This is a genomic window from Pseudomonas paralactis (assembly GCF_001439735.1).
Taxonomy (GTDB): domain Bacteria; phylum Pseudomonadota; class Gammaproteobacteria; order Pseudomonadales; family Pseudomonadaceae; genus Aquipseudomonas; species Aquipseudomonas paralactis.
Map to the genome: position 1 here is coordinate 219,780 of NZ_JYLN01000009.1, position 14,737 is coordinate 234,516.

Sequence of the window (14,737 nt, forward strand, 5' to 3'; positions counted from 1 at the left end):
GGGTTCAGCGCAGGTTGATGGTGGTGTTGACGCCATCGTTGACCGTGTCGTCATCAAACCAGCGGCTGGTGACGGTTTTGGTCTGGGTGTAGAACTGCACCACTTGCTTGCCGTACGGGCCGAGGTCGCCGAGCTTGGAACCACGGGAGCCGGTGAAACTGAAGAACGGCACTGGCACCGGAATCGGGATGTTGATGCCGACCTGGCCCACATCGATTTCGCTCTGGAATTTACGCGCCGCCGCACCGCTCTGGGTGAACAGGCCCGTGCCGTTGCCGAACGGGTTGGCGTTGACCAGCGCGATGGCTTCATCGAGGGTATCGACTTCCAGCACCACCAGCACCGGGCCGAAGATTTCTTCGGTGTAGATGCGCATGTCAGTGGTTACGCCCGAGAACAGCGTCGGGCCGACAAAGTTGCCTTGCTCAAAACCCGGCACCTTGATGTCGCGGCCGTCCAGCTCCAGCTTGGCGCCTTCTTTGACGCCGCTTTCGATCAGCTCAAGGATACGTGCCTTGGCGCGCTTGGAAATCACCGGGCCAACGTCCGTGCCGGCTTCGCTGCCGGCATTGACTTTAAGTTTTTGCGCCAGGGCCTTGAGGTCCGGCAGCCATTGCTTGGACGCACCCACCAGCACCACCACCGAAGTGGCCATGCAACGCTGGCCCGCCGCGCCGAACCCGGCACCGACCAGGGCATTGAGGGTGTGCTCGCGATTGGCATCCGGCAGCACCACCGCGTGGTTCTTGGCGCCCATCATCGATTGCACGCGTTTGCCGTGCTTGCCGGCCAGGTCGTAGACATGGGTGCCCACAGCCGTCGAGCCGACGAAGGACACCGCCTTGATGTCTTTGTGGGTGCACAGTGCATCCACCACGCTCTTGCCGCCGTGCACCACGTTGAGCACGCCCGCCGGTACGCCGGCTTCCAGCGCCAGTTCCACCAGCAGCATGGTCGACAACGGGTCTTGCTCGGAAGGCTTGAGTACGAAGGTATTACCGCAGGCAATCGCCATCGGGAACATCCACAGCGGAATCATCGCCGGGAAGTTGAACGGGGTGATGCCGGCGCACACGCCGATAGGCTGGCGCAGGGTGTAGGTGTCCACGCCACCGGCAACGTTTTCGGCGAATTCGCCCATTTGCAGGGTGCCGATGGAACAGGCGTGTTCGACCACTTCCAGGCCACGGAAAATATCGCCCTCGGCATCGGCAATGGTCTTGCCCTGCTCGGCGCTGAGGACCACGGCGATACGCTTGGAATGTTCACGGATCAGGGCTTGCAGCTTGAGCATGATGCGCATCCGCGCACCGATCGGCGTCAGCTTCCAGGTCTGGAAGGCGCGATGGGCAGCGTCAATGGCAGCGTTGACTTCATCGGCAGTGGCGAACGGGACTTTGGCCAGCACTTGCTGGGTGGCCGGGTTGACGATGTCTTGCCACTCGGTGGTTTTGGACTCGACCCACTCGCCGTTGATCAGCAACTTGACCTGTTGCACGGAAATATCGGCAGATGCGTTCATGTGGTCTCCAGAATCTTGTAGTTATGCAGAGAACCAAGGCGTTGAATCGCCTTGAAGAATGAGGCGTTCGGACTGTTTTTGGAGTATAGATGTGCAAATCTCTAATAAGAACGCACATAAAAGCCGGTCCAATATGCAAAAAAACATCACCTCCCTGGGCGCCCTGAACTGGGATGACCTGAAGTTTTTCCTCGAAGTAGCCCGCACCCGCAAGGCCAGCGTGGCCGCCAAGCGCCTGGCGGTGGACTACACCACCGTGTCGCGGCGCATCAGTTCACTGGAAGTGTCCCTTGGTACGCTGCTGTTCGAAAAATCCCGGACCAACGGCTTCGTGCTCACTACCGAAGGCCAGCGTTTGCTCGGCTACGCCGAATCCATCGAAAGCACGCTGCACATGGCCTGCGAGCAAGTCTCCGGCTCGGGCGTGGCACTGTCCGGGCATGTGCGCATGGGCTGTACCGAAGGTTTCGGCAGCTTCTTTATCACCCCACAACTGAGCCATTTCGTCGACACCTATCCCGCGATCTCGGTGGACATCCTGCCCCTGCCCCACTTCATCAGCCTGTCCAAGCGCGAAGCCGACATCGTCATCGCCCTGGAGCGCCCGGAACACGGGCCGTATGTGTGCTGCAAACTGTGCGACTACAAACTGCAGCTGTACGCCACCCAGGACTACCTCGACCAACACCCACCGATCCGCAAGCCTGCGGATTTGGCTGAGCATCCGTTTATCAGCTACGTGGATGACCTGGCGTTCAGCTCGGAGCTGCTGTACCTGGCCAACGTCGTACCCGGCGCCAGCGCGAGTTTGCGCAGTACCAGCGTGATCGCCCAGTACGTGGCGGCGCAGCAAGGCCGGTCGATGGCGATATTGCCGTGCTTTCTGGCCGCGCAGGACCCGCGCTTGTTGCCGGTGCTGGGAGAGCAGATTGCGATTACGCGGCAGTTCTGGATGTATTGCCGGGAGGATTTGAGGAAGTTGAAGCGGATTACGTTGTTGTGGGATTACATCCGCGAAGTGACTGAACAGAATCAGGGGTTGTTGATGGGGCAGACGCGGGAGATGCGGTTTGCGGACTGAATGTGGGAGCTGGCTTGCCTGCGATAGCGGTGCATCAGCAAAAGCTATATCTCCCGATCAACCGCCATCGCAGGCAAGCCAGCTCCCACATATTGAATGCATTTCAGCTGGGGGAAGGAGAACCCGCTTAGTCTGCGATCACTACGATCGACACCCGGCGATTCTCGGTGCGGCCCGCTGTCGTCGTATTCGGCGCCACCGGCTCGCTGCTGCCCAGGCCGCGCAGTTGGATGTTTTCTTCTTTCATCCCCACGCGGGTCAGCACCTTGCCCACGCTTTTGGCGCGGCGCAGGGACAGTGCCACGTTGTAGGGTTCTTTGCCGGAGGCGTCGGTGTGGCCGTCGACACGCACACGCTCGATACCCGCACCTACCAGGGCCTGGCCGATGCGTTCGACGATGTCGGTACTGGGTTTATTGAGGGTTTCGACGTCGCTGCCAAACAAGACTTTACCGGACAGGCCGAAGGCCCAGCCCTCGTCGGTCAGCTCGAAGCCTTGCTGCTTGAGCACGGCGACTTGCGCCGGGGTGAGGCCCTTGGGTGGTGGCGTCTGGCAGCCGCTGAGGGCCAGGAAGGCAAAGAGTAAGGAAATAAATAAAACGCGTGTGTTAGCGAACAAGGGAATCAACTCCTGTGTTGAACGTTGACGACGGGATGCTCCGACTCCGCCGTTTGCTGGCCGCCTGAAGACAGGCGTTTGGCCTGGTACATCGCCGCATCGGCGGCGTTGAGCAAGGTGCCGGGAGTGGCGCCATGATCGGGATAAATGGCAATACCGATGCTGAGGGAGGTCAACACTTGGGTATCGCCTGGCAGGGGGATCGGCATGTCCATGCTGGCAATGATTTTGTCGGCGATGCGATGGGCGTCTTCGGCCTTGTGCAGCGGCGCCAGCAATACCGCAAATTCATCCCCGCCCAACCGCGCCACCAGATCATCCTCGCGCAGTTGCGCACGCACGCGGTCGGCAACGGCCACCAGCACGGCGTCGCCGGCAGCGTGACCGAAGCTGTCGTTGATGTCTTTGAAACGGTCGCTGTCGAGGAACAACACCGCCACTCGCTCGTTGACCTTGGCGGCGCTGCGCAAGGCGCGGATCAGGCGGCCTTCGAAGAACGCGCGGTTGGGCAGGCCGGTGAGGCTGTCGTGGCTGGCCTGGTGGGCCAGGGTTTCGTTTTCACTCTGCAGATGGCTTTGCCATGCCTCCATCTCACCGAGCAGGGCGTTGAAGTCGCTGCCCAGGCTGTCGAGTTCGGCGATCTGCGCCGAGGGTACGCGGCGGTCGAAGTCTCGCTCGCTGCGGGCGGCGTGGGCGACGGCAGCCAGGCGTTGCAATGGCACGGTGATACCATTCAATAGACGCCGCGACAGGTGCAATGCCACCCAGGCGCTGAGCGCTGTGCAGATCAGAATCCCGACCAGGCCGCTGAGCAAAAAGCGCAACAGGCTGCCACCGTGGCCGACCAGATGGATGCTGCCCACAGTTTGCCCCTGGCGCAGAATCGGCTGGCTGATGGGCTGTTCGAGCAGGGCGTGCGCTATTTGCAGCTCGACCCGTGACAACATGCCGGTTTCCGGGCGAACCCAGCGCGCCAGCAGCTTGCCGTTGATATCAAATACTTCTGCCTGGGCCACTTCTTCGGTGGAGGCAATCAGGCTCAGGGCTTCGGTGGCCGCCGCGCTGTCGTTGAACACCACGGCCGCTTCCACGGTGTAGTTGATGGAGCGGGCGATCAGGTGCAGGTTGTGCTCGGCGTAAACCCGCAGGGCAAGCACGCCGAGCAGGGTCAGGGACACACTGGCCAGGGTGACCGCCACCAGCGCCAGGATCATATGCCCGCGAGCAATCACCGAACGCAGGGTCGGCCGCACTTTATCGCGGCTCATGAGCCAGGCGCTCGACGGCGAGACAACTGCAACACACTGGGATGGATACGCACGCCGCTGCGGGCGACGGAATCCAGGTTGACCTCGAACGACACCTGCTCATCGCTGACACGCAGGCAGAACAGGCTGCCCACCGTGCATTGGTCGCCCCCTTCGCTGATGCTGAGCACAGGGTGGCCAATCAATGAAGTAAACAGGCGGCTGCGTTCCTCAGGCGTGATTTTGCCGATGTAGATCGCGTCGCAGGCATTGACGATATCCGGATGATCGACCAGCAGGCGCCGCACCCGCACCGGACGACCGGTGGCCTGGGTAGTGCCTTTGACCAGGTCATCGGTGTACTGAGTCGGCCCGACAATGCACAGCCGCAATTGCGCAGGCTCCACCGGCCACCGCGCGTAGCTGAGAATACCCAGCACGACCTGGGTGACCGCCTGGGCGCGCTGCTCGGCGAGGCTGGGCGTCTGCGCCCATACCTGCGGCGCGAGCAGGCACAGAACCGCCACCCGCAACATGCGTCTCCAGCTCAAACTGCGCTCTGTGGGCGAGACAGCCACGTTCATGCAGCACTTCTCTCAGGTATTTTCCAGGGTGATGCCGCAACGATAGCACAGCGGCGGGAACCCCCGCGCAGCACGGCTGGCACGGGGCCTACTATTTTTTCAGAAAAATCAGACATCTGAATCAGAAATATTTCATGACCTGTCAGTCAGTTTTTTCCGGTGCGGCGTCCAACTCCAGCATCAACCCGCTCAAACGCTTGACCTTGCGCCGTACCGCCTCTTCAAACACACCACCCCGGGGCTCGATCAAGCTGAACCAGCGCTTGGCGCGGGTAATACCGGTATAGATCAATTCTTTAGTCAGCACCGGGTTCAAAGCATCCGGCAGGATCAGCGCCGTATGGGTGAACTCCGAGCCCTGGGATTTGTGCACGGTCATCGCATACACGGTTTCTACATCATTCAAGCGGCTGGGCAGCACGAAACGTACGCCACCCTGGCCATCGTTACGTGGGAAGGCCACGCGTAGGACGTGGGGGCCGCCATCGCTTTCGGGCAGTTTCAGCGCGATGCCGATGTCTCCGTTCATCAGGCCCAAGCCATAATCGTTACGGGTCATCAAGACCGGACGGCCCTCGTACCACTGCTCGTCGCCTTCGATCAGGCGGACTTTGCGCAGGGCCGCGGTGATGCGCTGGTTCAGCCCTTCAACCCCCCAGGGCCCTTTGCGCACGGCACAGAGCAATTGGAACGCATCAAAGGCTTGCAACAACTGTTGCGCCCAATGGGTCCAGGCCGGGTCATCGCGCGGCGTATCCAGAGGTGGGCGTGCCGATTGCAGCAGGTTCAGGTAGTAGCGATAACCCTGGGCGCCGTCGCCCTGCCCGTCCAGCACCAAGCGCTCAAGGGCGTGGTCATGCTCGCCCTTGAGGCTTAGGCAAAACAGATCGTCATGACGGCGCGCGGCCAGCAGTTGACGTGCCTCTTCGGCATTTTGCTGGTTGACCCAGCGCGCTAACTGGCCGATGCCGCTGCCTTCGCCGAAACGACGCGAATAGCGCAGCATCACCACCTGCTGGGCCAGGGGATGACTGGCGTCGAGGTCTTCGTGCAGGCCGCTGGCACTGAGGTCTTCGCCGCTGACCGCTTGCAGCCATTGCCGAGTCTGCGGGCTGTACCAGCCAGCTTCGGCGTCACGGCACAAATCGCCGAGCACCGCACCGGCCTCCACCGACGCCAACTGGTCCTTGTCGCCCAGCAATACCAGACGCGCATGGGGCGGCAAGGCGTCGAGCAGGTTGGCCATCATTTCCAGGTCAATCATCGAGGCTTCATCCACCACCAGCACGTCCAGCGGCAATGGATTACCCAGGTGATGCCGGAAGTGGCGGGTGCCCGGACGGCTGCCCAACAGGCGGTGAACCGTGGTGACCTGGGTCGGGATTTTTTCCCGCACGCTGTCGGGCACGGTCAGCGACAGCACTTGCTGGCTGATGGATTCGGTCAGTCGCGCAGCCGCTTTACCGGTCGGGGCAGCCAGGCGAATGCGCAGCGGGCTGCCGGACTCCACAGCGGGTGCCTGCAGCAGCGCGAGCAGGCGCACCACGGTGGTGGTCTTGCCGGTGCCGGGGCCGCCGGTGACGATACTGAAGGCGCCGCGGGTTGCCAGGGCACAGGCAAGTTTTTGCCAGTCAATTACACCGTCGGGCGCCGGTTGGTCGAACAGGCGGTTGAGGCGTTGTGGCAAATCGGCAGCTGCGGGCTCCACGTTCGCAAGGCGCAGGCGCAGGGCGCGATCGATACGGCGCTCGTAGGTCCAGTAGCGGCGCAGGTACAGGCGCTTGCCAGACAACACCAACGGACGACTCTGGGCCGCGTCGCTGCCATCGACCGCCAGCGCTACCAATGGGCTGCTCGCCAGGGCATGGCACCAATGGGCACCGTCCAGGCCGTGCAGCAATTGCGACGGCAGCAGCATGGCGCCCGTGTGCAGGTCGCCTTCGGGCGGCAATGACAGGGCGAAGTCAGGCGCCTTGAGGGTTTCGAACAGGTCAAGGCAGACGTGACCATGGCCCAGTTGATGGCTGGTCAAGGCGGCCGCCAACAAAACCAAGGGATCGGCCTGGGCGTCAAGCTCATGCAGGAAGCCGACGAAGGCTTTGTCCAAGGCCCGCAACCAGCCACGCTCGACCCAACGCTCAAGCAACTGCACCAGGTCGATGGCGCGACTCAGCGGTGCCAGCTCCTCCAGCGGTAACGGCGACAGGCTCATAGCAACACTCCTTGTTCCCAGACGGGCTCGACCTTGGGCGGGATAGGCTTGCCCTGGAACAGCAGATCCAGACTTTCGATCAGTTCGCGGGGCGGCCGGGTAAAATACGCCCCCTGGCTCACCGACTGGGTGCCACGCAGAAACAGGTACAGAGCGCCGCCGACGTGCTGGTCGTAGTCATAATCCGGCAGGCGCGCCTTGAGCTGGCGGTGCAGGGCCAGCAGGTAGAGTACGTATTGCAGGTCGTACCGATGCTCAAGAATCGAGTGCTCCATGGCTTGCTGGGTGTAGGCCGAATCGTCGGGGCCGAGCCAGTTGGATTTGTAGTCCGCCACGTAGTAGCGGCCATCGTGTTCGAACGTCAGGTCGATAAAACCCTTGAACATGCCGTTGAGCAGCACCGGCTCAGCGGCCACACGGGAAACACCGCCGTGGGTGTGCTGGCACACCAGTTTGTCGAGGGCCAGCACATCGACTTTGTGACTGGCGAACCAGAACTCCATTTCGATCTGGTACTGCTGAAGGCCGCTTAAGGTCACGTGGTCGTTGTACAGCGGCAACGGCGTTTGCAACAGATGACCCAACCAACCGCTGAGGGTGACGATCCAGCCTTCCCAGTTGCGGCGGTTACAGCGTGCGCCCACGGCTTTTTCGATGGCCTCGGGTGTCACGTTGAACCCCTCTTCACCGGCCCATTCCAACAAGCCGTGGAGGAAGGTGCCTGGATTAGGACCGCGTGGGAAACGATGAATATCGCCGCCAGGCGCCACCACTTCCCGTGGCGCATCGGGGTCTAGGCGTTCGTCATCGAACAGTTTCTGGGCCTGGGGGCTTTCCGGTGCTTCGAGGCTGGCGGCGCTCATGCTGTCGCCAATGCGCAAGGCACTGTAGGAGGCAATCCACCAGTTTTCCGCAGCCTTGCGTTTGGGCAGCAGCGGCGCGAGCAAGGTCGCTTCATTGCGCGGTGGCTGGAACAGGATGTCCTGGATATCCGGCACAAGGCCATAACGGATAGCCGGGCACCCTTCCTGTAAATCCAACAACCAGCGCGCCAGCCCGGTGGACTCGCCCAACGACGTGCCGCCTCCCAGCAAATAGCCGAATGCCGACAGATGCAAGACCGAGCTGCTGTTATTGCCGCGCTTTAGGTCGGCAATGCCCAGCCAGCAGGCGTGTTTGGCGCGGGTCAAGGCCACGTAGAACAAACGCAGGTCTTCGGCCAGGCGCTCGTCATCGGCCAGGGCAATCAGTTCGGCCGTCGGCCGCAGGCTCACTTGGGACTTGCCGTGTTCATCGTGGTAATGCAGCGGCAAGCGACTGCCATCCACCGGTTTGGCCGAACAGATGAAGGGCAGGAACACCAGGTCGTATTCCAGGCCCTTGGATTTGTGAATGGTCACCACCTTGACCAATTGCTCATCGCTTTCCAGACGCAGGATCTGTTCTTCACCGGCCTGGCCCGACAGCGCCAAGTGTTCGGCCAGGTGGCGGATCAATGCCTGTTCACCATCGAGTTCCGACGCGGCTTGTTGCAGCAACTCACTAAGGTGCAACAGGTTGGTCAGCACCCGCTCACCGTCACTGCGGGCGATAAGGGTTTGCGGCAGCTTGAAGTCGTGGAGCAGGCGACGCAGCATCGGCAACACGCCCTGGGTGCGCCAGATTGCGCGGTAGCCACGGAACTGCATCACGCGCGATTCCCACGCCAATTCGTCCTGGTTCAGACGCTCCAGTTCCGTCAGGGACAGGTTCAGGGTGACGCAGGCCAGCGCGGCGCGCAGCGGGCGTTCGACATCCGGCTCGGCGCAGGCCTTGAGCCAGGCCAGCAGGTCGTGAGCTTCCTGGGCGGCGAACACCGAGTCTTTATCCGACAGGTACACACTGCGCACGCCACGGCTGGCCAACTCGGCGCGCACGGCCTGGGCTTCCTTGCCGTCGCGCACAAGGATGGCGATGTCTGACGGCAATACACCCTTGAGGTTGCCCTCTTTTACAAAACTGGCTGTGCCTTGTTGCCCACTATTGAGCAACGCAACGATCTGCGTGGCGCAGGCTGCGGCAAGGTGCTGACGGTAAACCGCAGTGGAAATCGGCTGGTCGGTCGGCAGGTGCCACAGGTTCATGGCCGGCATTGGTTGGCCGTCGACGTGCAGGTGTTCGCTGCGGCCCTGGGACAGCACCGGGTGAAACGGCACCGGGTTATCCCCATTGGGCTCACGGAACAGGAACGCACCACGACCGGTTTCCGCACGCTGGAACACGTGGTTCACCGCCTCGACCATCGCATGGCTGGAGCGGAAGTTGGTGCCCAGGGTGTGATGACGGCCGGTGGTGGACTGCCGAGCGCGCAAGTAGGTATAGATATCGGCGCCGCGAAAGGCGTAGATCGCTTGTTTGGGATCGCCGATCAGGAACAGGCCACTATCCACGTGGTTTTCATCGATGCGGTAGATGCTGTCGAAGATGCTGTATTGCACCGGGTCGGTGTCTTGAAACTCATCAATCAGCGCCACCGGGAACTGCTCACGGATCACACTGGCCAGACGCTCGCCACCGTCGGCCTGAAGGGCGGCGTTGAGGCGGATCAGCATGTCGTCAAAACCCATCTCGGCGCGGCGACGTTTCTCTTCCTCGAAGCGTTTGCCGACCCAGCCGGCAGCGTGTTGCAGCACCGCCGCGTCGGGCGTTGGCAAGGCGTCGAGGCTGGCTTTGAGGCTGGCCATGGCCTCGATGCCAGGGTGCTGCGGCGGCTCGCCTTTCCACGCTTCGGCCATGCCGTCAGGCGTCAGGCGGGTGAAGCCGGTGCCGATGTCCAGTTGTTCCAGGGTTTCGTCAGCGGCCCAGGCGCTGATCTTTTCGAACCAGGGCTCGAAGTAGCGCGCTTGCATCTTGCGCCCATCGACGGCTTTGGCGGCGACGGCTTGCAGGCAGATATCCCGCAGCTCGGCGGCCCATTGTTGCCACGGTGCCTTGAGAGCAACCAGCGCGGCACGACGTTCTTGCAGGCAGGCGGTGATCAGTTCGGCTGGCTCGCGGGTTTCGTCGGTGGGCCGCTCGCTGCCGAACAACGCACGCACCCGTGGCATCAGCGCCGCGGGGCCGCCCCAATGGTTGCGCACCCAGTTGAGGGCATCGTCGTGCATTGGGTAGCAGAACAATCGCCAGTAGTCGCGCAGCACTTCGCCCAGCAGGTCGCTATGGTCAGTTTCCAGGGTCTGGGTGAACAGGCTGCCGCTGTCGAACGCATGTTCGCGCAGCATGCGCTGGCACCAACTGTGGATCGTCGAGACGGCGGCTTCATCCATCCATTGGGCGGCGATGTCCAGGCGGTTGGCGCAGGCGGGCCATTGCTGCGGTGCGTACTGAGCACGCAGATCGGCGATCAACCCATCGGGCTGCTCGATTTCGTCGCGAAAGAAGCGTGCGGCTTCGGCCAGGCGGATGCGGATGCGCTCACGCAGTTCCTTGGTGGCCGCGTCGGTGAAGGTGACGACGAGAATCTGTGGCGGCAGCAGTTCACGGCCGAAGCCGGATTCATCACCGCCATGGCCGAGCACCAGGCGCAGGTATAACGCGGAGATGGTGAAGGTCTTGCCAGTGCCGGCACTGGCTTCAATCAACTGACTGCCTTTAAGCGGGAACGCCAGGGCCAGGGGTTTGCCGATCATGCGCTGGCCTCCGTGCTGGAAAGTGATCGCCAGGGTGCGTTGATGAGCGGGCGATACAGGGTTTCGCACCAGCCTTCGAACTCTTCACTGGCGACCAAGGCGGCGTAGTCCGGGAATTGCCGTGTCAGTGCGGGGGATTCGCGGCGTTCGCCGTCGGTGGTTATACCGTCACCTTCATAGGCTTTGCTCGCTGCAGCCTGGGCCTTGGCAGGATCGGTTTGGCCGAGCCAGGCGAAAGCGGTTTTTACTGCCACGGGTAACGGAGCGCTCATGCCGGTATGCCAGGCCAGCAGCAGGTTACCGAGGGTTTCCTGGGCAACAGGTTTATCCAGCGGCGCGAGCAGTAAGGTGTCGTCACTTGCTACCAGGCCGGTACTCAAGGGCAGGCCGCAGGCGCAGGCCACCACATGGTTGACCCACGGACGAATCAGGCGATGCCACTTGCGTGTTTTGATCGAGCCAATGCTGTTGGGGATGGTGGTAACGCTTAACAAGCCGCCGTCGCTGCGTCGGTGCAAGCCGCTGATCCAGCCTTCCAACTGAATGCCCTGATACTCAAAACTGACCGGTTCAGCGCCGATATGTGGGGTCGGCCACAGCGCCAGGAGCTGTTGATAGCGCTGCACCAGGTCTGGCAACGGCTCGATCAACTCGTTACGCAGGCACTCACCGAAACCGACCATCGGCAAGAGCCCGCTGCCTTGCAAACGCTGGGCTTGGGCATTGAGGGCCTGATCGAGGTGATCGGGGTGGGTCAGTGCAGCAGTTAGCAGGCTGTCGCTGAGGCTATAGCGTTGCAGCGCGTCGAGGACGAAGGGTTCTTCATCCGCCAGCGGCACCTCTGCGGCTTCGAAGAATACTTTCAGACGCTGGCTGAAGAAATGTTTGACCGGGTTACGCAGGAAGTCCTGCAACTGGCCGAGACTCAAGGGCTCTTCCTGTTGGTGTGGCACCAGTAGAGTCGCTGGGGGTATGGCCTCCTGGGCTTCATGCAGCAATTGCCATTCGCGGGCGTAGCTGAACAGCGCATCGCCCTCGTGAAAGTAGCGCGCACTGAACGGTTGGAGCGGGTGTTCCTGGGTCATTGCGTCAATCAGCGGCTTATCGCTGCTGGCGTGCTGCCAGCCGCTGGCGAGGTGGTCGCGCAATTGGCCGATCAGTACCGAGGCCGGACGATCGCTGTTGTCGCGGATGCTGCGGCCTACCCAGCTGATATAGAGCTGGTCGCGTGCCGAGAGCAGCGCTTCGAGTAGTAAGTAACGGTCGTCTTCACGGCGCGAACGGTCACCGGGGCGGTAGTCGCTGCCCATCAGGTCGAAGTCCAGCGGCGGCTGTGCGCGTGGGTAGTCACCGTCGTTCATGCCGAGCAGGCAAACCAGCTTGAACGGGATCGCGCGCATGGGCATCAGGGTACAAAAATTGACAGCTCCGGCGAGGAAGCGTTGGGACAGACGCCCCTGATCCAATCCGGCCAGCCATGCCTCACGGACGACCGTAAGGGGTAACTCGTCCTGCAAGCCGACAGACTCGCAGGTTTCCAGCCAGGTCTCTCTCAGGTGCTCAAGCTGGCCCAAGAGGTAGTCGTCGTGTTCGCTGCTGGGCAGGAAGAACAGCTGCATCAAGCGCTGCAGTCGCTCGCCCCACACCTGGGGTGAGGCAGGCTGTGATAACGCTTGATGGGCATCACTCAAAGCGTCAAGCAGGGCGACCAGCGGGCCGATCAATGCCGCATCGAGGCCGCCGATTTCGTCGTAGGGCTCGATACCTTCACAGGCCGTCCCCGTGCCCACGGCATAGCCCAACAACATGCGGCGCAGACCGAATCGCCAGCTGTTTTGTTCCAGCTCTTCGGGTAGGCCCAAACCGGCGCGTTGCTCGGCGTTCAGCCCCCAGCGAATACCGGCGCCTTCGATCCAGCGATGCAGGGTGGGCAGGTCGCGCTCTTTGATGGCAAAACGCTCGCGCAAAGCGGGAACGTCAAGCAGGTCGAGGATCTCACTGACGGGGAAACGACTGTCGGGAAGCTTAAGCAGATGTTCGACGGCGATCAGTAGGGGATCGCGGCCGCGCTGGCCTTGGTCTGTCAGAGTAAATGGAATGAAGCGTGGGTCATTTCGCTCAAGCTGACCGAAGACCGCACGGATGTGCGGTGCGTAGCTGTCGACATCGGGGACCATGACGATGATGTCCCGAGGGCGCAACGCTGGATCGGCGCTGAAGCGTTGGAGCAATTGGTCATGGAGGATTTCCACTTCGCGCTGGGCGCTGTGGGCAATGTGGAAACGGATGGACGTATCGTGCTCCAGGTCGACTGCGGGCCAGAATTCACGGGTTTCATTCAGCGGGCGCAGTTCGAGGATATCGTCCTGGAGTTGATTGAGCAGGGTGGTGGGTTCGCTGTCGCTGAACAGGTCGATGCGCCCATCACGAAATGCGGCGCGGTAGCTGTTGGGATCATCGTAGCTGTCCAACAGACTGATGTAATCACGGCCCTGCTTGCCCCAGGCTGCGAGCAGCGGGTGGGCGTGCTGGTGCAACGTCTGTGGGTCGATAGTGACCGGCATACCAGCTTTGCGCGCCTGGCGCTTATATTCGTTACGCAGTAAATCCTTGTCGGCGACGATGTCGGACCAATGATGGCGGCAAGGGTTATGCACACAGAGCAAAACCTGGCTGAAACGGGCCAGGCCCGCCAGGGCTTCCAGTGCTTGGGCCGGCAGCGATGAAATGCCGAAGACAATCACTCGCGAAGGCAAGCCGGGAGGTGCTTGCTCAAGGGTGTTGATGCGTTCGATGAAGCGCTGGTGAACGCCGGCGCGGCTTTCAGCCATGCCCTCCTCTCCGACATCCAGCAGCAGCGCACGCCATAGCTCAGCTTGCCAGCAGTTGGCGGGATTGAGGGGCTTGGATTCGCCTCGACCATTGCGCAGTTGATGCCGGCCTGCGGCCCAGTCTTCCAGCCAATCGGCTCGGTAGACCTGGTACTGGTCGAACAAGTCAGCCAGGCGCTCGGCAAGTTGGTAGCGTTTGCGCAGGTCGGTGTCTTGAGTCAGGAAGCGCTGTAGGGGCTCGAAATGCGGCTGGTCGATGAGTTCGGGCAACAGACGCATAAGGCGCCAGGTCAGCGGGGCTTTATCGAGCAGGGACTTGGGTGGAATTTCGTCGCGGCCCAGGACGATGCGATAGAGCTGCCACATAAAGCTGCCAGGCAGTTGTACGTCGATGGCTGCGGCAATGCCACAGCCGCCCATATCATCTTCTTGCGGATCTTCAGCCAAGGCCAGCTTGAGCCACTGGGCGATGCCGTTGCTTTGTACCAGGGCGATCTCATTTTCCAAAGGCGCCAGTGGATAACGGCGCATCCAGCTGACCACCAGGCTGCGCAGTTCGTCCAGGCGGTTGCCGTGAACCACCATGAATCCTGGGCTAAGGGACGTCGCGTCCGGCATAACGGCTTCCTTGGGAAAAGCAAAATCGAGGGGTGGACTTTAGCACTGTGGCGCACGGGGCGGGCACAGCCTGACAGGCGTGCGGGGACAAGGTGGACGCTTTTCGACCGCCCAAAACAAAACCCCTGTTTGCGTTAGCAAACAGGGGTTTCGGAATTTAATCTTGACGATGACCTACTCTCACATGGGGAAACCCCACACTACCATCGGCGATGCATCGTTTCACTACTGAGTTCGGGATGGGATCAGGTGGTTCCAATGCTCTATGGTCGTCAAGAAATTCGGGTACTGAGTCGTGACCAGATGGCCTCGCTTCAGCAAATTGGGTATGTGATAGCTTTCGGTGTTTTGTGAG

General features: G+C 61.6%; 8 protein-coding genes and 1 rRNA gene. 1 reads left to right on the forward strand and 8 read right to left on the reverse strand.

Annotation, left to right across the window (positions count from 1 at the left end):
• Nucleotides 1-4 precede the first annotated feature (4 nt).
• A complete protein-coding gene (locus TX23_RS21970) occupies nucleotides 5-1,522 on the reverse strand; it encodes a CoA-acylating methylmalonate-semialdehyde dehydrogenase (protein ID WP_057703995.1) in 1,518 nt (505 codons plus the stop codon).
• A gap of 133 nt (nucleotides 1,523-1,655) precedes the next feature.
• On the opposite strand from TX23_RS21970, the gene TX23_RS21975 reads away from it, so the two are divergent.
• Complete coding sequence (locus TX23_RS21975) at nucleotides 1,656-2,603, forward strand: LysR family transcriptional regulator (RefSeq protein WP_057703996.1); 948 nt, start codon at nucleotides 1,656-1,658, stop codon at nucleotides 2,601-2,603.
• A 127-nt stretch (nucleotides 2,604-2,730) separates the two neighbouring features.
• Here the strand turns inward: TX23_RS21975 and TX23_RS21980 are convergent, their stop codons facing one another.
• The 7 genes from TX23_RS21980 to rrf form a co-directional block, all read right to left on the reverse strand.
• On the reverse strand, nucleotides 2,731-3,222 hold the full coding sequence (locus tag TX23_RS21980; protein WP_057703997.1) for an OmpA family protein: 492 nt from the start codon (nucleotides 3,220-3,222) through the stop codon (nucleotides 2,731-2,733).
• A gap of 5 nt (nucleotides 3,223-3,227) precedes the next feature.
• Nucleotides 3,228-4,490 (reverse strand): diguanylate cyclase domain-containing protein, encoded by a 1,263-nt coding sequence (locus TX23_RS21985; RefSeq protein ID WP_057703998.1) that lies wholly within the window; start codon nucleotides 4,488-4,490, stop codon nucleotides 3,228-3,230.
• Nucleotides 4,487-5,053: a YfiR family protein gene (locus TX23_RS21990; protein WP_057703999.1), complete on the reverse strand. Its 567-nt coding sequence runs from the start codon at nucleotides 5,051-5,053 to the stop codon at nucleotides 4,487-4,489. Before TX23_RS21990 ends, TX23_RS21985 begins: the two co-directional genes overlap by 4 nt.
• 142 nt (nucleotides 5,054-5,195) lie before the next feature.
• Complete coding sequence (gene recD, locus TX23_RS21995; protein WP_057704000.1) at nucleotides 5,196-7,265, reverse strand: exodeoxyribonuclease V subunit alpha; 2,070 nt, start codon at nucleotides 7,263-7,265, stop codon at nucleotides 5,196-5,198.
• A complete protein-coding gene (recB, locus tag TX23_RS22000) occupies nucleotides 7,262-10,933 on the reverse strand; it encodes an exodeoxyribonuclease V subunit beta (protein ID WP_057704001.1) in 3,672 nt (1,223 codons plus the stop codon). Before recB ends, recD begins: the two co-directional genes overlap by 4 nt.
• Nucleotides 10,930-14,382 (reverse strand): exodeoxyribonuclease V subunit gamma, encoded by a 3,453-nt coding sequence (recC, locus tag TX23_RS22005; RefSeq protein WP_057704002.1) that lies wholly within the window; start codon nucleotides 14,380-14,382, stop codon nucleotides 10,930-10,932. Before recC ends, recB begins: the two co-directional genes overlap by 4 nt.
• A 161-nt stretch (nucleotides 14,383-14,543) precedes the next feature.
• A 5S ribosomal RNA gene (gene rrf / locus TX23_RS22010) occupies nucleotides 14,544-14,659 on the reverse strand.
• Between the last annotated feature and the right edge of the window lie 78 nt (nucleotides 14,660-14,737).

Coding starts and splice junctions, on each gene's coding strand:
- TX23_RS21970 (WP_057703995.1), bottom strand. CDS start 1,522: ATGAACGCATCTGCCGATATTTCCGTGCAACAGGTCAAGTTGCTGATC.
- TX23_RS21975 (WP_057703996.1), top strand. CDS start 1,656: ATGCAAAAAAACATCACCTCCCTGGGCGCCCTGAACTGGGATGACCTG.
- TX23_RS21985 (WP_057703998.1), bottom strand. CDS start 4,490: ATGAGCCGCGATAAAGTGCGGCCGACCCTGCGTTCGGTGATTGCTCGC.
- TX23_RS21990 (WP_057703999.1), bottom strand. CDS start 5,053: ATGAACGTGGCTGTCTCGCCCACAGAGCGCAGTTTGAGCTGGAGACGC.
- recD (WP_057704000.1), bottom strand. CDS start 7,265: ATGAGCCTGTCGCCGTTACCGCTGGAGGAGCTGGCACCGCTGAGTCGC.
- recB (WP_057704001.1), bottom strand. CDS start 10,933: ATGATCGGCAAACCCCTGGCCCTGGCGTTCCCGCTTAAAGGCAGTCAG.
- recC (WP_057704002.1), bottom strand. CDS start 14,382: ATGCCGGACGCGACGTCCCTTAGCCCAGGATTCATGGTGGTTCACGGC.